The sequence below is a fragment of the Streptomyces sp. NPDC006798 genome (genome assembly GCF_040635975.1).
Classification (GTDB): domain Bacteria; phylum Actinomycetota; class Actinomycetes; order Streptomycetales; family Streptomycetaceae; genus Streptomyces.
On the sequence record NZ_JBEYIS010000088.1, the window covers coordinates 1 to 20812 of the forward strand.

The 20812-nt window shown below is 70.4% G+C and carries 13 protein-coding genes; 4 read left to right on the top strand and 9 right to left on the bottom strand.

The genetic code is table 11. The features are described 5' to 3' along the window. Positions 1–111 precede the first annotated feature (111 nt). Complete coding sequence (locus ABZ714_RS33325; protein ID WP_358829113.1) at positions 112–783, bottom strand: biliverdin-producing heme oxygenase; 672 nt, start codon at positions 781–783, stop codon at positions 112–114. A 219-nt stretch (positions 784–1002) separates the two neighbouring features. Next, positions 1003–1860, bottom strand: a complete 858-nt coding sequence (gene map, locus ABZ714_RS33330) for a type I methionyl aminopeptidase (protein WP_358829114.1) — start codon at positions 1858–1860, stop codon at positions 1003–1005. A 112-nt stretch (positions 1861–1972) separates the two neighbouring features. Between map and ABZ714_RS33335 the strand changes: the two genes are divergently transcribed. Then, the gene (locus ABZ714_RS33335; RefSeq protein WP_358829115.1) at positions 1973–2218 is read left to right on the top strand and encodes a hypothetical protein; all 246 of its coding nucleotides are present in this window, start codon (positions 1973–1975) and stop codon (positions 2216–2218) included. Positions 2219–2313: 95 nt separating this feature from the next. Here the strand turns inward: ABZ714_RS33335 and ABZ714_RS33340 are convergent, their stop codons facing one another. The 3 genes from ABZ714_RS33340 to npdG all read right to left on the bottom strand — a co-directional run bounded on the left by ABZ714_RS33340 (position 2314) and on the right by npdG (position 4849). Continuing rightward, the gene (locus ABZ714_RS33340; RefSeq protein ID WP_358829116.1) at positions 2314–3660 is read right to left on the bottom strand and encodes an MFS transporter; all 1347 of its coding nucleotides are present in this window, start codon (positions 3658–3660) and stop codon (positions 2314–2316) included. A 107-nt stretch (positions 3661–3767) separates the two neighbouring features. Further along, positions 3768–3944 carry a hypothetical protein gene (locus ABZ714_RS33345; RefSeq protein WP_358829117.1) on the bottom strand — a complete coding sequence of 59 codons (177 nt, stop codon included), beginning with the start codon at positions 3942–3944 and terminating at the stop codon, positions 3768–3770. Between the two features lie 200 nt (positions 3945–4144). Further along, positions 4145–4849, bottom strand: a complete 705-nt coding sequence (gene npdG, locus ABZ714_RS33350) for an NADPH-dependent F420 reductase (protein WP_358829118.1) — start codon at positions 4847–4849, stop codon at positions 4145–4147. Between the two features lie 93 nt (positions 4850–4942). Between npdG and ABZ714_RS33355 the strand changes: the two genes are divergently transcribed. After that, positions 4943–5551 (top strand): hypothetical protein, encoded by a 609-nt coding sequence (locus tag ABZ714_RS33355; RefSeq protein WP_358829119.1) that lies wholly within the window; start codon positions 4943–4945, stop codon positions 5549–5551. Between the two features lie 15 nt (positions 5552–5566). Here the strand turns inward: ABZ714_RS33355 and ABZ714_RS33360 are convergent, their stop codons facing one another. From ABZ714_RS33360 to ABZ714_RS33370, 3 genes are all read right to left on the bottom strand, one after another. Further along, complete coding sequence (locus tag ABZ714_RS33360) at positions 5567–6241, bottom strand: hypothetical protein (RefSeq protein ID WP_358829120.1); 675 nt, start codon at positions 6239–6241, stop codon at positions 5567–5569. Positions 6242–6358: 117 nt separating this feature from the next. Further along, positions 6359–6823: an SUKH-3 domain-containing protein gene (locus tag ABZ714_RS33365; RefSeq protein WP_358829121.1), complete on the bottom strand. Its 465-nt coding sequence runs from the start codon at positions 6821–6823 to the stop codon at positions 6359–6361. 5 nt (positions 6824–6828) lie between these two features. Continuing rightward, complete coding sequence (locus tag ABZ714_RS33370; protein WP_358829122.1) at positions 6829–14538, bottom strand: polymorphic toxin-type HINT domain-containing protein; 7710 nt, start codon at positions 14536–14538, stop codon at positions 6829–6831. Positions 14539–15249: 711 nt separating this feature from the next. Between ABZ714_RS33370 and ABZ714_RS33375 the strand changes: the two genes are divergently transcribed. Next, entirely contained in the window at positions 15250–18501 is a 3252-nt protein-coding gene (locus ABZ714_RS33375; RefSeq protein ID WP_358829123.1) for a VCBS repeat-containing protein, read from the top strand. 92 nt (positions 18502–18593) lie between these two features. On the opposite strand, the gene ABZ714_RS33380 is transcribed toward ABZ714_RS33375, so the two are convergent. Further along, positions 18594–19400 carry a site-2 protease family protein gene (locus ABZ714_RS33380; protein WP_358829124.1) on the bottom strand — a complete coding sequence of 269 codons (807 nt, stop codon included), beginning with the start codon at positions 19398–19400 and terminating at the stop codon, positions 18594–18596. Between the two features lie 140 nt (positions 19401–19540). On the opposite strand from ABZ714_RS33380, the gene ABZ714_RS33385 reads away from it, so the two are divergent. Beyond that, positions 19541–20812: BTAD domain-containing putative transcriptional regulator (locus tag ABZ714_RS33385; protein ID WP_358829125.1), on the top strand; the 1272-nt coding region annotated here is incomplete at its 3' end.

Below are 20812 nucleotides of genomic sequence, written 5' to 3' on the forward strand. Positions count from 1 at the left end.
GCGATGGCGGCGGACCGCTGGAGGAACGCGAAGGTCGTGGCGGCGCAGGTGAGGACGGAGAGGGCGGCCGCGATGGATCCCCGGCCCTCCGGCCGTTTCGCGCGTATCCGCTCAGGCGCTCAGCGGATACGCCTCGTTCAGCTCCCAGAAGACGGCGCTGTTGAAGTCGAACGCCCGGCGGCACTCCTCCACGATCCGCTGCTTCTCCAGATCGTCCGCGTTCACCGTGTCCAGCAGCTCCCGGTACATCCGCTTGAACGCGGCCGGGTTGGAGATCTCCTCGAAGACGTAGAACCGGACGCCGTCGCCCTTGCGGCTGAAGCCCCAGGTCTTCTCCGCCTGGTCGCGGATGACCTGGCCGCCCGAGAGATCGCCGAGATAGCGGGTGTAGTGATGGGCGACGAACCCGGCGGGCCAGGTCCTGGCGCACTCCTCGACCCGGGCGACATAGGCCGCCGTGGCGGGCAGGGGGGTGACCCCGGACCGCCAGCCGTCGCCGAGGAGGAAGGTCAGGTCGCGCTCCAGTTCGACCGTACGCAGCAGCTCGTCCCGGACGAAGGGGCCCGCGACCGGGTCGTCCCTGAGGGCCTCGCCCGCCTCCTCCAGCGCCCGGTAGACGAACCAGAGCTGCTCGGTGTAGCGGGCGTAGGCGGCTATCCCGAGCCTGCCCGCGAGCAGATGGCCGATGAACGGCGAGGCGTTGGCCTCGTCGTGCTTGTCGTGGGTCGTGGTGCGGAGGAGGTGGGAGAAGGGCGTGCCGGTGGTGGCTGCGATGACGTCCAAGGCGGTCCTCCGGGAGGCGAGGGGAAGGAGCACGGCAAAAGACGCGAACGGAACACGACCGACGAACACGCCGATGAACACCGACGAACACCGACGAACACCGACGGCCGGGTATGCCTGTTGCCGGTTCGATTCTCTCTACTTAGGCTTACCTAAGTCAACACCTTCCCGACGCGTTGTCGGGAAAGGACTCCCGGGAGACGGCCCGCCCCCGACGGCTCAGGGCAGCGTCAGGATCTCCGCCCCGGTCTCCGTGACGACCAGCGTGTGCTCGAACTGGGCGGTCCGCTTCCGGTCCTTCGTCACCACGGTCCAGCCGTCCTCCCACATGTCGTACTCGTGGGTACCCAGCGTCAGCATCGGCTCGATGGTGAAGGTCATCCCCGGCTGGATCACCGTCGTCGCGTGCGGGGCGTCGTAGTGGGGCACGATCAGTCCGGAGTGGAAGGAGGTGTTGATCCCGTGACCGGTGAAGTCCCGCACCACGCCGTAGCCGAACCGCTTGGCGTACGACTCGATGACCCGGCCGATCACATTGATCTGCCGCCCCGGCTTCACGGCCTTGATCGCCCGGTTCAGGGACTCCCGGGTCCGCTCCACCAGCAGCCGGGACTCCTCGTCCACCGCGCCGCAGAGATAGGTGGCGTTGTTGTCGCCGTGCACCCCGCCGATGAACGCGGTGACGTCGAGGTTCACGATGTCGCCGTCGTTCAGTACGGTCGAGTCGGGGATCCCGTGGCAGATCACCTCGTTCACGGAGGCGCAGAGCGACTTGGGGAAGCCCCGGTAGCCCAGGGTCGACGGATAGGCGCCGTGGTCGCAGAGGTACTCGTGCGCCACCCGGTCCAGCTCGTCCGTGGTCACCCCCGGCGCGATGTGCCGGGCCGCCTCCTCCATCGCCCGGGCGGCGAGCCGCCCGGCGACCCGCATCCGCTCGACGGTCTCCGGGTCCTGCACCTCGGGCCCCGTATAAGGGGTGGGCGCGGGTTTCCCGACGTACTCGGGGCGCTTGACGGCGGCGGGAACGGAACGGGCGGGGGAGAGCACCCCGGGCGCGAGCAGCGACTGGCCAGACATGTCAACGAGTCTAACCAGCGGGGGTGGGGCAGCATGGTCGCGAGCGGCCGGACCCGGCCGCCCGGCCCGGCAGGACCCACGAGAGACGATCCACGAGGGGGAAGGAGCGGCGATGGCCCTCTTCAAGAAGGCACCCACCGGCAAGCCCGGCGAATGGTTCTACTGCCTGAAGCACCAGAAGGTCGAGGAGGGCCCCGAATGCCCGGCCAAGGACCGCTTCGGCCCGTACGCCACCCCGAAGGAGGCCGCCGCCGCCATGGAGACGGCCCGCGAACGGAACGAGGAGTGGGAGACGGACCCCCGCTGGCACGACAAGCCCGCCGACGGGGGAGCGGACGACGGACCCGGGGGCCGGTGACGGCTCCGGGGGCGTAGGGCCCGCCCGGTGTCCGTGCCAGTAGTCCCCCGGCGGCATGATCCGTACGGTGTACGGGCCCGGCCGGGCCGACCGCCCTAAGGCTGCGTCGTCGGCAGCGGGCTTCCGTCCACCGGGCGGGCGGCGGGCGCCGGGTCCACCGGGCCCGTCGCGTCCGCCGACTCCTTCTCGGCGCGGCGGCGCAGGGCGTCCTCGTCCGTCGAGGCGTCGTACTTGACCAGCTTCGGCAGGGCCGCGGCCAGCGCGCCGACGAAGACCACACAGGCCACGCCGCCCGCCCAGATCGCCGGGCGGGTACCGGTCCAGCCCGCGTGGGCGCCCGCCCTGACCTGGCCCAGCTGGGGGCCGACGCTGTACGAGAGCACCTCGATACCCGCCAGCCGGCCGCGCAGCCCGTCCGGGATCGTCTGGTTCCAGATCGTCGAGCGGGCCAGCCCGCTGAGCATGTCCGCCGCGCCCGCCACCGCCAGACAGACCAGGACCAGCCAGACGTTCCCCACCAGGCCCGCGCCCACGATGCCCACCCCCCAGCCCGCGGCGCCGAAGATCACCAGCAGGCCGTGCCGCTTGACCCGGGCCGTCCAGCCGCTGGTCAGACTGAGGACGACCGAACCGAGACCCATCGCCGCGAACATCAGCCCCAGCGACCACTCGGCCTCCAGCTCGTCCGCGAGGAACGGCAGCAGGGCCATCGGCGCCGACAGCACCATGGCCGCCAGATCGACCGCGTACGTCCCCAGCAGTACCGGCCGTGACCAGGCATATCGCGCGCCCTCCGCGATGCCCTTCAGGGAGGGCTTCTCCGCCTCACGGGCGGGCGGCGCGGGCGCGAGCCGCAGACAGAGCAGTACGGAGACCGTGAAGGTGAGCACCGTGACGGCGTACGCCGCCGGATGGCCCGCGTACGCCACCACCACACCGGCCACCGACGGCCCGACGATCGCCCCGGCCTGCCAGCGCAGCGCGTTGAGCGCCGCCGCCGCGGTCTGCTGGTCGTGCGGCACGATCCGGGCGATCAGCGAGTCGATCGCCGGGCGCTGAAGCCCGGCCAGCGCCGATACCCCGGCGGCCACCACATACAGCGGCCACAGCATCGGCTCCGGCAGTACCGCGTTGACCAGCAGGATCAGCGCCAGCAGCCCGAGCCCGGCCTCCGTCCACAGAATCAGCTTCCGGCGGTCCATGGCGTCCGCCAGCGCGCCGCCGTAGAGCCCGAACACGATCAGCGGCACCAGCTCGACCGCGCCCATCGCGCCCACCGCCAGCGGGGACTCGGTGAGGTCCTTGATCTGCAACGGCAGGGCGATCATCGCCATGAAGCTGCCGAAGTAGGTGATCAGCCCCTGGAGCCAGAGCAGCCGGAAGTCACGGGAGGAGCGCCAGGGCGCGAGATCGGGGAGTATCGCGGAGAGCTTGGAGGACACAACGCGTCATCGTCCGCCGGATCCGGTGGCCCGGGCAACCGGTTTTCCTGCCCCCGGCCCGGGTCTGCACCGGTCGGCTCAGGGCGGCCGGTGACGGGCGGGTCGGCTCAGCCGGTGGCGCGCTCGGCCTTGCCCCGCTTGATGTAGTACCAGGTCATATTGGACGAAAGACCGGCCAGCAGCACCCAGACGACGCCGATCCACATGCCCTGGACGAACGAGACCACAGCGGCGACCACGGCGAGCAGACAGGCGGCGAGCGTGTAGACGGCGAGGCGGGGCATGGGGGAGGGCTCCTGATCGGACGGTCGAACAGTCGAACAGTCGGACACAGCCGCGCGGACGCGCGGACGCGCGGACGTGGCGTACGGTCCAGTGTCCCCCATGCCCCGCCCGGTCCCGTACGGCGGGTCCGGGCGGCGCCGGGCCGCCGAGCGGGGCGACGGCCCGGGGCACGGCCCGCCCCGCACACCGCTCGCACGTCTTACACGTCGGTGACCCGCAGCCCCGCGTGCGCCTTGTACCGCCGGTTCACCGAGATCAGATTCGCCACCAGCGACTCCACCTGATGCGCGTTGCGCAGCCGGCCCGCGAAGACCCCGCGCATCCCCGGAATCCGCGCCGTCAGCGCCTGGACGACATCCGTATCGGCCCGCGACTCGCCCAGCACCATCACATCGGTATCGATCTCCTCGACCGACGCGTCCTGAAGGAGAACGGCGGAGAGATGGTGGAACGCCGCCGTCACCCGCGAATCCGGCAGCAGCGCGGCGGCCTGCTCGGCGGCGCTGCCCTCGGCCGGCTTCAGCGCGTACGCGCCCTTCTTGTCGAAGCCCAGCGGATTGACGCAGTCGATCACCAGCTTCCCGGCCAGCTCCGCGCGGAGCGACTCCAGCGTCGCGGCGTGTCCGTCCCACGGCACGGCCACGATCACCACATCGCTGCGCCGGGCGCACTCGGCGTTGTCGGCGCCCTCGACCCCGAGCCCCAGCTCGGCCGCCGCCGATTCGGCCCGCTCGGCGGCCCGCGAACCGATGATCACCTTCTGCCCGGCCAGGGCGAACCGGTAGGCCAGCCCCCGCCCCTGGTCACCGGTGCCACCGAGGACCCCGACCACGAGCCCCGACACATCGGGCAGCTCCCAGGGGTCCTTGGGAGCGGGCTTGGCAGTGCTGTCAGTGGAAGTCATGCGCCGACCCTACTCGCAGGTAGCACCCTCGTACGGGTGAGGCGTGGTGATAGCGCCACCCCCGGTCCGCGCCCCGGGACAGGATGCGGCCCCATGGACGCTGTACGGGTGGCGCTGCTGCGCGAGGTACTGGCGGGGACCGAGTGGCCGGGCGCGGCCCGGCGGTTCGCGAGCGCGCTCCGGGGCTCGGTCTCCCCGCGCGGCGAAGGGCTCCTGCTCCTCGGCACCGAGGAGTACGAGCCGTGGCACCTCGCCGCCCATCTCGTCGACGAGGCCGCCTGGTCGGGCCGGACCGAACTCGCCCCCACCCTGATCCGCCACCGCGCCCGCCCCGGGGACCCGCCCCATCTCGCCGTCGGCCCCGCCCGGCTCCACCGGGCCCGGCGCGGCGAGACCCTGCTCCTGGTCGCCCCCGACCGCCCCGGCGACGCCCTCCTCACCGACCTCGAAGCCGCCCGCCGCGCCGGGGTCACCCTCTTCACCCTCGACACGGGCGACCGGGACGTCCTGTCCCTCGCCCATGAATCCCTCACGGTCGCCCCGGGCACGGACGGAATCGACCTCGACACGGTCCAGCACCTGGTGAGCGCGGCGGCGGGGGAGAACGGCCATCCGCTGCCGGTCCGGGGCCGCCGCACCTTCCGCGACCGGGTCGCCCGGCTGGTGGACCATCTGACGTCCCCGCCGCCGGAGCGCTGGTGACGGCCTGGCGGCGGATCACGCCAGCCGGACGATCTGCGCCTCGAACACCTTCACCGGGAAGACGAAGTCCTTCGTGCCGGTCTTGGCGGCGGTCGCGCTGAGCTGACCGACGGTGTACCCCTTGCGGAACACCACCACCTTCACCGGCACGGTCTTCCCCTCCCGGGTCACCTCGGCCCCGAACGCCATGGCCTGCTCGGCCCCCTGCGGCGCGACCTCCGCGACCACCTTCGCCACCCGCTGCCCGGCCCCGGCGACGGTGACATCGAACCCGCCCGCGCACTTCTTCAACGCCTCGGCCAGCCCGTCCATCACGGCGGGCCCGCCGTCCCGGTCGTACAGCCCCAGCGTCACGGCGGTCTCCACCCCGTCCCCGCTCAACCGCCGCCCGGACACCGACTCCGGCTTCCCGAGCGCGACCCCGGCGAGCGCGTGCGCGACGGGCAGACAGCCTTCGTCGTCCTCCGCGACCCGCACGTCCTTCCCGCCGACGCCACTCGCGGCGGCCACCTTGTACCCGGGCACGGCCCCGACGACGGCCTTCCCCAACGCCTCCTTCGACACGGGCCCGGAGGTGGGCCCGGTATCGATCTGCCCGGTGTTGGAGTCGCCCCCGCCGTCCGATCCGGAGCAGGCGGTGAGCCCGAGCAGGCAGGCGGCCAGGGCGGGCAGTGTTCTCAGCGCTTTCATCGGTCTCTTCTCCTCGACAACGATCGGCGGGATAGACAGCGGTAGCGGTCCGCCGAAGGATCGGCGGACCGCTACCGAGTGGTGGAGACGGGGTCGGTTTCCTCAGGGCCAGGGCGCTCAGGCCATCCAGTCACCCAAGGAGGTGGGTCGGATACCGGCCTTCATCATCGAGAACATCGCGTTCCGGTCCTCCCCATATCGATAGACCGATGAATCAAACCCCGCATAGAAAATTCCGTCGGTTCCCGAGTACACGGTCAGATGGAAGCTGTCCACTCCGATGGGGCACAGAGCCGTGCCCGCCACCTCTGCACACCGGCGAGCCACATCAGCGTCACGGGTAGTGCATACGGCGGACGGATCGAAGTGCGTCCAACTCGTTTTCCTCTCTCCGTTGATAACGAGGGCCGGGAGATGGTCGACCCTCAGACCGAGGTATTCGCCCAAGAAACTCCGGGCCTTCTCGTGGCAGGCGAAGCCGGCATGCTCCAGACCTGCCACGAGGGCATCCGAATCCCGGCGCGTCCCGGCCGACTTCCAGCCGAATGAGCTGAGGAATTCCGCCAGCTCGGAATCGCGCATCCTTCTCACCTCGACAAGTCTGTCGCTCCTCGTCGGACCAGCACACTCTGGCAGGACAGACACGCCGCTTCCGGAGCGCCCGTGGCGGTGCGAACGGTGAGGAACTCGATATCGCTCAACTGTAGCGAGCGTCCGACTTGTTCCTCGAACTCGGCCCCGTGCTCGGCGATCAGATTGTTGCAAGCCCGGATCTCGGCACAGTTGTCGGCTCCGCGGCCTGCGATCTGCCCGCCGTCCCCGAGAGCTTCATCGATCTCGGGTTCGAAGTAGGACGGGCCGTTCCGGTGGCCGGAGTAGCCGGTGGAGACCATACCGGTATCCCGGAACCGGGCCGCCGCGCTCATCGTGGCGCCCTCGGGCGCCGATTGAGCTGCCGCCTTGGCCTCGGGTCCGCAGTTGTGGACGAGTACCGGAGTGGCTTCCGCCAGCACGTAGTACGTGTGCAGATCGCTGACGGTCAGGTTGTGGACCGTGGCCTGGGCCGTCCGGCGTTCGACCGCCGTGATCTGGACCAGCGTGCCGGCCCCGGTGCGCAGCCAGTCGCCCGCCGCCAGGTCGGTGGCGTCGATCCACTCCCGCAGCTCCGGCACCCAGAACGGGTGGCCGTCCGTGGCGGTGACGACCGCCGTGGCCGAGCCCTCGGCCCCGTCGGTGTCGATGGTGACCTGGACGAGCTTCTTCTCGCCCTCGCCCTTGATCTCGGCGGTGACGGTCTCGATCGCCGTCTCACCGGTCTCGGGGTCCGTGGCGACGACCTTGTCACCGTTCCGGACTTCCTCGATCGGCTTGGTGCTGCCGTCGGCCATCAGCACGAGGGTGCCGGGGACGAAGCTGTTGTTGGGGTTCTTGCAGCTTCCACCGGAACTCCCGGAGGACTCGTCGCGGGTGCTTCCGCTCCGGTTGCCGCTCTTGCCGCTCTTACTGGGCGCGTCGTCCTTCTTGGCCTGCTGGCGCGCCCTGCTGATCGGTTTCTCGGCCTTCTTGGCGGCGACCTTCTTCGCCTTCTGGACGGCGTTTCCGGTCTTCTGCGCCTCCTTCTTCGCAGCTCGAAGCTTGGCTTGTTCGGCTCTCTTCTTCTTCAGCTGGGCGGCCTTCTCAGCCGCCTTCTTCTTCGCCTCGGCCGCCTTTCTCGCGGCCTCCTGGGCCTTTCGGGCCATGGCGATGATGTTGCGGGCCTTCTCCTGTGCCGCCCGCCAGGCCGAGATGGCTCCGGCGATCTTGCTGACGGCGTTCCAGACTCGCTTGCCCGCGGTGAAGACCTTCGTCCACGGGATCGCGTCCAGGATCATGCTGCCGCAGGCCCACAGGTCGCCCCGGGAGAAGCAGGCCACCATGTCGTCGTAGCCGATGAGGCCCTTGAGCAGCGACCAGCCCGCGTCCGCGATGACACTGGCCATGGAGCGGTTCTGCTCCTGCTGCGCCCAGGCCAGCTCGCCCTTGGAGGGGCCGCCGTACTGGTCGCCGTTGTAGCCGCCGCCACCACCGCCGCCGCCCTGGGCCGCGGAGACGAGACCGGTCGGGTCCGCGAAGGTGACCGGGCTGTTCTCGCTGTAGGTGTAGCCGTTGGACTGGACCGGGTCGGCGATGTCCAGGAGCGGGTCCACGGAGATGAAGCGGCCGGTGGCCGGTTCGTACTCGCGGGCCCCCAGATGGACCAGCCCGGTCGAGGAGTCCTCGTCCCCGCCGACGTAACCCTTGTGCGAGCGCCAGCTCGGGCTCTCGTGGCGGTCGACGCCGAACGGGTCCTTCCGGGCGAACTTCACCGCGTTGCCCGCGGTGAGCGCCACATTGATGCTCGCCGTGCCATTGCTGTCGGCGATCTGTACCGACACCTCGCCACTGCCGCCGTTGCCCAGGACGTGCCGCATGACCGTGGGCGCGCCCGGCTGACCGTAGTAGCGCTCGGTGTAGGAGGGCAGACCACGGCTGGTGGCGACGGTGGTGTCCCCGAGGAAGAGAGTGGTCTCACTCGCGGTGATCGCGAGCAGCCGCTCCCCGTCGGGACCGTAGACGTAGCGGGTCTCGTCGGACGGCTTCCACTCCTGGTTCGCGGCCCCGGCGGCGGCGCAGGCCGTCAACTGGAGATCGGTGCCGCTGGTGTCGTTCGGTGCGGTCAGGCACTTATTGGAGTCGACGTGCTTGAGCTTCTTGCCCTCGGCCACCGAGGTCCAGTGCTGGGCCGCGGTGCCGGTGCAGTCGGCGATCACCGCGGCGATCCCGTCGGAGCCGGGGACCACACACTTGCCGACGACCTTCAGCGCGCCCACGGTCGGGTCGGCGACGGTCGCGTCGATCCGGAGCTTCTGGGCCTTGCTGCCGTTGCAGACGTACTGCTGGATGGCGGTCCCGGCGATGGTCAGACCGCCCGCGAGGTCGAGGCACTTGCCGGTGGAGCCGGTCCAGGCGCCGGAGCCCTCGCCGAAGCCTGTGACCTTCTCGACCTTGCCGTCCCAGGTCCAGGTCAGCGCCTGGCCGACCCCGCCGTCGGTCCGGGACTCCATGTTCCCGGACTTGTCGTAGGTACGGACCGAGGGCTTGGTGACCTGGGCCCCCGCCTCCGTCTTGAAGGTGGTGGACGTCCCGGTCAGGGTGTGCGGCTGGGAGCCGTCCGCCTTGCCGTAGGTGTAGGTGGTGGTCGAGTCCTTGGTGGCGTCACCCGCCGCGTCGTGCTTCACCAGCTTGGTGCGCTGGCCCAGCTCGTCGTAGGTGTACGTCTGCCAGTAGCCGGAGTTCGCGGCCGTGACGTTCTTCGTCCCGTCCGGGTACGCGGGCGCCGCGCCGGGCTTTCCGGGCGCCTGGCAGGTGCTCGGGGCCGTCCACGCCTCGGTCATCTGACCGATGGAGTCGTAGGTGAAGCACTGCCGGTCGGTGACCGCGTTCCAGCGGTCCGCGATCGAGGTGATGTTGCCGGCGTTGTCGTACTGATAGGTCCGGGAGTTGACCCGGTTCCCGGTCACCGCCGTGGTGTCGCTCGTCGACTGGCGGTCGACGATGGACTCCTCCAGCGCGCCGGTGCTCTCGTTGAAGACATTGGTCGTCCACACCCGGCTCGGGTTGGCGCCACTGACCGTCCGGACGACCTGTCCGTAGACGCTGTACTCGGTGTCGGTGGTGTACCACTCCTTGCCGGAGGTGGAGACCGGCAGACCGTCCGCGTTGTACCGCGTGATGATCTTCTCGGCGGCCAGGGAGCCGGCCGCCGGAAGCATGGTCTGCTTCAGCTGCCCGTCCTGGGTGTACTCGAAGCTGTAGGAGTACGTCTGCTGCAGTCCGTGGGCGGTCGCCACGGTGTCCGGCAGGGTCAGCTTCTTGCCGGTCGGCTGGTAGTCGGCCGTGTAGCCGGTGATCTGACTGACGTAGGGGAGCTTGTCCGTGTAGCGGGTGACGCTGGCGGGCAGGCCGACCGCTCCGGCGACGGTGTCGTACGTGCTGGTCCGGAGGAGATCGCCCTTGTCGTCGTTGAGCCGCTGTTCGACGGCGCGGGACAGTTCGTCGTACTTCGTCCAGACCTTCACTCCACGGCCGTCCGTACTGAGTACGGGCCGGTTGGCGAGGTCGTACTCGGTACTGCTGGTACCGGCGTCCGGATCGGTGGCGGTCTTCAGCCGCCCCCGGACGTCATAGGTCCAGGACCAGGTGTTGCCCTTGGGGTCCCGGGCGTTGATCAGGTCGCCGCGGGCGTCGTAGGAGAAGTTCGTCGAACGGAACGCGGTCCGTGCCGGGTCGGTGAAGGTGTCGATCCGGACCGTCCGGCCGAGCGCGTCACTGTACGAGCGCTGGGACGCCGCCCCGTTCGGCTCGATCGCGACCGAGTAGTCCTCGCCGAACTCCGAGCGGTTCGCCTTCTCCGGCTTCTCGGTCCCCGCCTCGTACGGCGTCTCCTGGAGGATCCGGCCGAGGCCGTCGTACTTGTAGAGGGTGGCGTTGGGGATCTTGGTGTCGGAGGCGTCGGCCGGCTGGTACATCACCGGCTGCGGTTCGTCCCCGACGAAGTACGCGTTGTTGGTCCGGCTGATGGTGCCGTTCGGACCGTAGAAGACGTCAGTGATCAGCCGGCCCTTGCCGACCGCAGGCTCCTGCTTCTGCCGCTCACGGCCGAGACCGTCGTAGAAGGCGTAGGAGCTGACGTACTCGGTGCCCCGATCCTCCTTGAGGAACTCGGACCGGACCGACACCGGGTCACCCGGCTCGGCGTAGTAGGTGAAGATCGCACCCGGGCGGCCCGCCGTATGCGTCGGGCCCCATGCCTTGACCGTCCGGCCCAGACCGTCGTACTCGAAGGTGGTCGTCCGGCCGTTGGGGTCGGTCTCCTTCAGCGCCGTCGCCCGGCCGGGCTCGATCACGCTGATGGAGGAGTGCAGCTTGGCGTTGGTGGTCTTCACCGAGTGGACCTGGCCGGCCGGCGGGATGTACTCGGTGGTACTGGGGTTTCCTGCGGCGTCGACGGTACGGACCGGGCGCGCCAGGTCGTCGTAGCCGACCTCGGAGTCCTTGTCCCAGCTGCCGCCGTCCTTGTTGACGGTCCAGGTCGTGGTGGCCAGGCCCGCGGTGGGCGCGGCGCCGTAGGCCAGATTGTCGTAGGTGACGCGGGAGCCGGAGATCCACGCCGAGGCGGGCGGCTCGGTACCGGCCGCCGGGCAGAGACCGGTGGTGGTCAGGGCCTGCTTGGAGAGGCCGATCAGGTGCTTGCCGGTGTTGTGGACGTACTCCATCCGGGAGCACGTCTCGTCGCCGGTGCGGCCGTCGTCGCCCTTGGACTCGACCTGGACGGGCAGATCGTAGGTGCCCTCGTAGGAGGTGGTGGTCTCCACGGTCCGCTCGCGGCGGTCGTCGTCCACGGTGGCCGGGTCGTTGTCCTTACGGGTACCGGACGCCGCGGTCACCGTGACGCTGCGGTCCTCCAGAACCCGGTACGCCTTGAGGTCCGGGATGCCGTCGCCGCGGGCCCGGGAGGCGAGGGTCCTGAGCTTCGGGTAGTCGACGTCGCGGCTGATCAGGGTGCCGCCGTACTTGGTGTACGTCATCGTCTCGGCGACCCGGCCCTGATAGGGCAGCAGATCGTCGGCGATCTTGACGCCCTTGCTGTCCAGCACCGAGACGTTGCGGACCGGGTTCCCGGCCCCCGGGAGCTTGTCGCCGTCCATGCCGCGGAAGTAGCGGGTCGCCGTCATGGACCGCTCGGAGCCCGTGTACGGGTGGGCGGAGTCGGCGCCGCTGACCGTGCGGACCAGCTCATAGCCGCGCCACTGGTCGTAGGTCCGGGTCTTCTTCTTGGAGAACTCGGCCTGGTTCAGCGCCCAGGCCGTGCCCTTACGCTTGACCGGGTCGGTCTCGTCGTACTCGTACGTCGTGGTCGTCGGGTCGACGCCGTCGACGTTGGGCAGTTCCTCGATCTTGGCGACGACGTACTTGTTGAACCAGTCGATGGACTCGTCGGCCTTGTCCGGGTCCGGATGCCAGTACGCCGGGAAGCAGAGGCCCTTGTTCTCCTCGGGCTTCGGGAAGCCCTCACCGGAGAGACAGGCGCCGGACGGATCCCGGTAGGTGACGATCGTCTCGCCGCCGTACTCGTTGACGACCCGGCTCAGCCGCAGCCGGTCGAAGATCGGATTGGTGTCCTTCTTCCCCTTGTCCGGGCCCTCCTGGACGATCTCCTTCACCCGGTTGGGCATGGACCTGGTGTTCGCGACGAAGGTGACCGGGTTGAGCTTGACGCCGGTGTCGTCGCCCACGCCGTAGCCGGTGCGGGTGACGGAGTTCAGCCAGAGCGCCGTGCCCTCGTCGGTCTTCTCGTGCGGCAGGGACTGCACCAGCTTCCAGTTGTCCACCTTGGACAGGGCCGTGGAGCCCTGGACGCGCTGGGCGTACGTGGTGACCGCGGCGAGGCGCTTGCGCGACCAGAAGCTGGGGACCGGGACGTAGCACTCCTTGCCCTTGGCGCCGGAGCAGTACAGGTCGGCCGGGGTGTCGTACCAGATCCGGTTCTTCGCCCAGTCGCCCGAGGTGAAGTTGGCGTCGGTGCACTGCAGGCCGTCCTCGACGTAGCAGCGCTCCTCGACCGAGAAGTTCACCCGGGCGACCGGGTCGGCGGTGAAGAGGGACTTCTCCTGCTGGCCGTAGTCGATCCGGGTCAGATAGCCGCCGCGGTCGTAGTCGACCGGCGCCTTGAACTTGAAGTTCCGCGCGTAGTGGTTCTCCTCCTTCTTCCACCACAGGGACATGGCGTTGCCGTGGACGTCGACGACGTAGTCGAGGTTCCAGCGCCATGCCTGGTAGCAGAAGGAGTTGGCGTAGGTCGCGTTGTAGCAGGGTTCCTTGTCCTGGTTGCCGGAGACGGGCACGGTCAGGACCGAGTTGGTGGTCTCCTTGCCCTCCGTCCAGTTGGGCAGCTTGTGCCGCCCGAACCAGTACTGCGTACCGTCGCGGGTGGTGACCTTCCAGTAGTCCTGGCCCTCGGAACGGGCGTCCGTGCCGGACCGCTTGATCAGCTCGACCTTGGAGCCGTCGCCGTTGGCCGTGACCCACTTGTCCGAGTACGGTCCCGCGGCGCCGGGCGCCGTGTGGGAGTCGTCCAGGACCAGCTCGGTGGTCGAACCGCCCAGGCTGAGGACCGCGTTGTACGAGCCCCAGCAGAGGTCGGCGGTCTTCTTCTTGTTGTTGCCGTCCTTCATGTCGTCCCGGCAGGAACGGTACGTCCGGGTGATGGCACCCGGGTTGTAGTCCCAGCCGTCACCGATCCACGACGGCTGGTTGTTCGTCGCCGAGGTGGCTCCGTCGACCGTCTGGGAGTTGTAGCCGAAGCCCAGGGCGGGGGACGGGCCCGCGGGCACCGAGGGCGCCTGCATCGCATAGCTGTACGTGAACGCTCCGGCGCCGTTCCCCGCCGACCAGGAGCCGGCGCTGGGGATCGGGGTCGCGGAGAAGTCGCCCTTGGCGCCGCTGCCGCTGGAGGTGGCCACCAGCACGGAGGAGCCCGCGGCCGCGGCGACGGACGCCGACATCGGCGCGGCGGCCTTTCCGGCCAGCGACCGGGCGGCCGGCGCCGGGGGCGCGGCGGGGTCGGTCAGGGTGGCGACGTTCAGCGTCGCCTCCAGCTGCCGCTCGCCGTCCAGGACGTGGTCACCGGAGGCGTCACCGGTCTTCGGCGTGACGACGTTCCGGGTGTCGACCTCGACCGGCTCCGAACACGCCTCGACGTCCGGGGTGGTCAGGAAGCAGCTGGGGAACTGGAGGAGATTGAGCCGGTCCGCCCAGTTGGCGCCGTACAGCTCGGCGAACTCGGTGTAGTCCAGCGCCACCACGGCATTGCCGGTGGCGGTCGCGGGGGGCGTGACGGTGAAGGCGAAGCCCTCGATGTTCCGCGCCTCGGTCTGGGCCTGGTCGGTCAGCGCGACCTGCCAGCTGCCCTCCAGCGCCGCCGCCTCGGCGGGCGTCGCCTCCTTGGGCGCGCCGATCTCCAGCGGTGTGGTGCCGATCGGCACCGTCTGGCCGGGTGTCAGCGCCGTCAGGGTCCGGGCCGCGGGCGGTACGGAGGCCGGAGCGGCCGTCTTCTTCGGCTCGTACTCGGGCTCGGTCGGGATGTCGGCGGTCGTCAGCCGTTCCAGGGTTCCGCCGTCCACACCCGGTACGGGCTTCGGCTTCGGGACCTCGGTCAGTTTCACCCCCGACCGGTCCACCGGCGGGGGCAGCGCGCTCGCCCCCGGTACCAGACTCACGGTCAGAGCCAGTGAGAGCACCGTGATCACGCCCGCGCGCAGGCGCAGACGGCGGTTCCTCTCGGCCCTGGTGTCCGGGAGTCTCCCCCGGCCACTCCACGACAGTGTTTTCCCCACGGCGGCCGTAGCCCTCCCCAACCATCCGGCATCAGTTTCCGGGCAGCGCGAAGCAGCCTGACCCGTCCCTGACATGTCTGTATCCGCCGCATCCTCAGTCAGCGGATGATCACCCGTCAATCACCGGATCCACACACTGTGTGACATGAGTCATCGAAAACCGGGTGTAGGGCACCGCTGGTTGGGGGAGAGGGGACAACTCGCGCGGAGTGGGTGCAGAGGGCCGCATTGGCCGCCGAATCCAGCCATCCGGGCCTTTGATGATCAGCCACCAGCAATGGCCCGACCGTCCGCCCGCTTTGGTGCTGAATGCCCGATCGTGCCGGGGGTCCGGTCCGGACAGGAAGAACGCCCGACGGCCGCCGGTGGTTCCGGATTCCGGCTGAGAAATTCCTTAAGGCATCACCGCGTGATGATCACAACCAGTGCGCGAACGGCTCCCATCCGCCATGCTGACTCGCGCTCTCTGCTGGTCAGGGCCTTGTGCTGCCCATGACCCGGGAGCGGAAGCGGAGAACGATCACGGCGATCGGCCCCGGACCACCGTGTCCGCGGTGGGACCGGTCACCGTCCAGGGGAGGGGATTCCAGCACCGTGGAACGTCCACGTCTCATCCGGGGACTGCCCCGGCGCACCACGGCGGGGGTGGCCGCCCTCGTGGCCGCCGCCCTCGGTGTCACACTGCTGATGCCCGACGGCGGCGACGGGCCGGAGCCCTCGGCCGCGAAGCCGCCCGCCCAGGCCGACCGGGCCCGTACCGGCGGTGAGCCGCTGACCGAGGAGGCGGCCCGGGAGAAGGCGCTCCGCACCGGGAAGCCGGTGGAGGTGCTCGCCCTGCGGGACGAGACCTCGACCACGGTCGCCCTGCCGGACGGGAAGTTCCGGCTCTCGGCCCACTCGGCCCCGATCCGGGCCCGGGTCGACGGCGAGTGGAAGTCCATCGACACCGACTTGGAGCGGACCGAGGGCGGCTGGCGCCCGAAGGCCACCGTCAACCCGGTCGTCTTCCACTCCGGCAAGGGCAAGGGCAAGGCCGTGTCCGGTGCCGCGGCCGGGGAGGAGCGCGGCAGCCGGGGCTATGTCCGGCCGCCGCTGACGAGCCCCGCCCGCCCGGCCGACCGGGTCGAGTACACCGATCTGGCCACCTTCACCGCCGAGGGCAAGGAGTTGACCGTCGGCTGGCCCGGCCCGCTGCCGGAGCCCGAGATCGACGGCGCCGCCGCGCTCTACCGGAACGTCCTGAAGGACGTCGACCTCCTGCTGACCGCCCGGGACACGGGCTTCACCCACGTCCTGATCGTGCACACCGCGGAGGCCGCGGCCGACCCGGCGCTGGCGAAGATCTCGTACGGTCTCGGCTCCCCCGGGCTGACGTTCTCCCTCGACGAGACCAATGACGTCCTCACCGTCCGGGACGGCGCGGGCGCCGAGGTCGGCGGCTCCCCGAGCCCCTTCATGTGGGACTCCAGCGGCAAGCCCGCCGTCACCCAGGGCGAACCCCCGCTCGACAAGAGCGCGAAGACCGAGGGCACCTTCGGGCTGACCGGGCTGCTCGGCCCGCAGATCGGGACCCGGCGCGCCCCCGCGGACGCCACCCTCACCGGCGGTGGCACCGGCTCCGCGGTGCTCTCCATCACACCCGACAAGGAGCTGCTGACCGGGAAGGACACGGTCTACCCGGTCTTCATCGACCCGCCGCTGTACGGCAAGACCGCGGCCTGGACCACCGCCTACGAGCGGTACCGGGACACCAGCTTCTGGGACGGCGCGAACTTCAACTCGGGCACCACCGAGGGCCGGGTCGGCTTCGAGTCCACCACCGGCGGCCTCTCCCGCTCGTACTACCGGCTGACCTGGAAGAGCAGCATCAAGGGCGCCACGATCTCCAAGGCGAACTTCACCTTCCGGGAGACCTACTCCTGGTCGTGCAGCCCGTCGGCGATGGCCGTCTACCAGACCGAGGACATCTCCTCCGCCACCACCTGGGCCAAGCAGCCGCCCTCCAAGGGCCATATCGGCACCAAGTCCTTCGCCCACGGCTGGAACTCGTCCTGCCCCGACGCCAATGTCACCTTCGACGCCAAGTCGGTGGCGAACAACGTCCTCGCCAAGGCGGGCGAAACGAAGATCACCATCCGGATGAACGCCGTGGACGAGTCCAAGTCCAGTGCCTCGGCGAACTCCTGGAAGAAGTTCGCCGCCGAGGGGCAGTCGGCGCCCCGGCTCGACGTGACGTACACCCGGCCGCCCAAGGAGCCCACCGGGCTCACGGTCAACACCAAAGCATGCGACACCGTCAGTCCGTACACCCAGTACGGCCTGGGCAACCTGGTCTTCGCGGCCGGCAGCTCCGACCCCGACGGCGATCTCGCGTCCCTGACGTTCCAGGTCTGGTACCTCAACGGCAGTACCAAGGTCTATGTCGAGACCAGTGTCCGCCCCACCTCCGGCAAGGCCAGCTTCACCCTCGACAAGTCGAAACTCGTCAACGGCCGGACCTACTACTGGCATGTGAAGGCCACCGACCGCGAGGACGTCTCCTCCACCTACGCCCCGCCCGGCACCGTCAGCTGCGGCTTCGTCTACGACTCCACCGCGCCCAGCTCGCCCGACGTGGTCTCGGCCGACTTCCCCGAGGACGACGGCAACGGCACCAAGTGGAGCGAGAAGCCGTTCGGCACCAAGGGCAAGTTCACCATCAAGCCCGCCGCCGCCAATGACGGGACCACCAAGTTCTACTGGTCCTTCAACCGCGAGTCCTATGTCGAGGAGCGCACCGCCACCGTCGCCCAGGGCGCGGCGGGGATCGATCTGAACCCGCCCAACGCCGGGCCGAACATCCTCTATGTGAAGTCCGCGGACTCCGCGGGCAACCGGTCGGTCACCCCGACCAAGTACCTGCACTACGTCACGCCCAGCCAGAAGGACGACACCCCCGGCGATGTCACCGGTGACGGCGTCGCCGACCTCTATGTCATCGACGCCACCGGCGATCTGCGGCTCTACCCCGCCGAGAAGACCGGTGATCTGCACACCTCCCTCAAGGCCGCCCATGACGACGGCCGGCTGATCGAGCTGGACGAGGACGAGGACGGCAAGCCGGACTACGGCTACCACTGGGTCGACGATACCGGGAACAACCCGGCGCTGATCACCCACAACGGTGACTTCGTCGGCGGTGACGGCATCCAGGACCTGGTCGCCCGGATGCCCGACGGCAAGCTCTACGTCTACCGGGGCGACGGCTACGGCAGCGTCGACATCTCCGAGCGGGTCGAGGTGCAGATGCCCGCGGGCGCCCCCGCCACCTCGGCGATCACCCAGATCCTGGCCGTCGGCGACATCACCAACGACAAGCATCCCGAGGTCTTCGCCACCGTCGGCGACGCCCTCTGGGTCTTCACCGGCTATACCGGGGTCGCCTTCGACAGCGCCGTCCGGCTCAGCTCGACCGCGTGGACCAACCGGGACCTCGTCTCCGTCGGCGACCACGACAAGAACGGCGCCGTCGACCTGGTCTACCGGTCGTTCGACTCCAACCGGCTGCTGCTGCGGTACGGCAAGGCCGACCCGGCGACCGGCGGCACCCTGCTGACCTCACTCGCCAGCGCCGCCAACTCCGCGACCGGTATCGATGCCGAGTACGGCACCGGCTGGAGCCCGGCGTCGATCCCGCTGATGACCAGTACCCCGGACGTCAACGGCGACGGCATCCCCGACATCTGGGCCGTCACCGGCACCACCAACGGCGGCAAGGTGCTGTTCTACCCGAACAAGCCCGCCTTCGGCGGTACGCCGATCACGGTGATCACCACCGACTGGGGCGCCAAGAAGGCGCTGGGCTGACCCCCTGCCCCGACGCCCGCACTCCGGCCCCCCGCGCCCACCGGCGCCGGGGGCCGGACCCTTTCCCGATCTCCCGCGCAGGTAGCCCCGGCTCAGACCAGGCTCGCGCAGACCGGGGACTCCGACTGCCAGAACCGGTAGAAGTCATAGCCGCACGCCGTCTCCGGATCGCCCACCCCCAGCCCCCGCAGGACCGCGTCGACCAGGTCGAAGAAGGCGCGGTTCACCTCGGGCACGAAGAACAGCAGGGCGAAGACGAGCAGCAGCCCGTACGGCGCGACGGGGGCGACGCGGCGGCGGGCCGCGGTCGAGAGCCAGGGCTCGATCACGCCGTACCCGTCCAGACCCGGAACCGGGAGGAAGTTCAGAATCGCAGCCGTGACCTGGAGCAGCGCCAGGAATCCCAGGGCGAACCGGAACAGCACCGGCACCCCGTCGATGCCGCCGAGCCAGAACGGGGCCGTACACACCACCGCGAAGAGCGCGTTCGTCAGCGGGCCCGCGGCCGAGATCAGACTGTGGCGCCAGCGGCCCCGGATCCGGCCCCGCTCGATGAAGACCGCGCCGCCCGGCAGGCCGATGCCGCCCAGGACGACGAAGAGCACCGGCAGGATCACACTGGTCAGCGCATGGGTATAGGCCAGCGGATTGAGGGAGAGATAGCCCCGGTCCACCACGGACGCGTCGCCGCTGTGCAGTGCCGTACGGGCATGCGCGTACTCGTGGAGGCAGAGGGAGACCACCCAGGCCGCCGTCACGAAGACGAAGACGGCGAACCCGGCGACGGGCAGCGCGTCGGTCCAGACCGCCCAGCCCGCGACGGCGCCGACCGCGACGATACCGAGGAAGACCGGGCTGACCCGGCGGGACGGGGCGGACGGGGCGGACGGACTGCTCATGGCGCGGCTCCGATTCCATGACGATCGCGTGACGGGGCGGTGACCGAACGTACTCGCCCGGCGCGGGGGCAACGACCGGGCGACGCCCCGGGTTCCGGAGCCCCGCGCCGCCGCCGGGGGCGTACGGGGAGAATGGCCGGGTGCGTTACTCCGTGCTCGGCACCACCCAGGCCCATCTCGACGACGGTACGCCGGTACCGCTCGGCGGCGTCCGGCTGCGCGCGCTGCTCGGCGCGCTCGCCCTTCGCGCCGGGCGGACCGTGTCCGTCGGGGCGCTGGTCACCGAGGTCTGGGCCGGGGAGCCGCCCGCCGATCCGACCGGCGCGCTCCAGGCGCTGGTGGGCCGACTGCGGCGGACGATCGGCGCCGGGGCCGTCGTATCCGCGGCCGACGGCGGCGGCTACCGGCTCGTCGCCGACCCCGACGACGTCGACCTGCACCGCTTCACCCGGCTCACCGGCGAGGGCGCCCGCGCGCTCGCCGACGGCGACCCGGCGAAGGCCGGGACCGTACTCGAAGAGGCCCTGGCGCTCTGGCGGGGCCCGGCGCTCGCCGACCTCCCCGACGCCGGGGCCGAGGCCACCCGCGCGGACATCCGCCGCCGGACCGCCGTCCGGGACCGGCTCGCCGCCCTGGTCGCCCTCGGCCGGGCCGAGGAATGCCTGCCCGAACTGGTCGCCGCGGGTGCCGGGGCGCCGCTGGACGAGCCGTTGCGCGCCCTCCACGTCCGGGCGCTGCGGGCGGCCGGGCGGCCCGCCGAGGCGCTGGCCGCGTACGAGGAGTTCCGGGTCCGGCTCGCCGACCGGCTCGGCACCGAACCGGGTCCCGAACTGCGCGGACTCTACGAGGAACTGCTCGCCCCCGGACGGGCGGCGGACACCGGTGCCGGACCGGACCGTACGGCGGCTGCCGACGGGGCGGACTCCGGCGGGGACCGGGGCCCGGCGAGGAGTTCCACCGCCCCGCCGCCCGGGAATCTACGGGCCCGGCTCACCTCGTTCGTGGGCCGGGAGGACGATATCGACGCCCTCCGGGCCGATCTGGGCGGCTCCCGTCTCGTCACCCTGATCGGGCCCGGCGGCGCGGGCAAGACCCGGCTCTCCCAGGAGGCGGGCGCCCGGACGGCCGACGCGTACCCCGACGGGGTGTGGCTGGTCGAACTCGCCCCCGTCGACGACCCCCGGAACGTGCCCGAGGCCGTCCTCTCCGCCCTCGGCGCCCGGCGGACCGTACTGCGCGGGGCCGGGGCCGAGGAGCTGCGGGCCGCCGAACTCACCACCGACGACCCGCTGTCGCGCCTGGTGGAGTTTCTGCGTCGGCGGCGGTTGTTGTTGGTTCTGGACAATTGTGAGCATGTGGTGGGTGCGGTGGCGGTGGTGGTGGAGCGGGTGTTGGGGGTGTGTGCGGGGGTG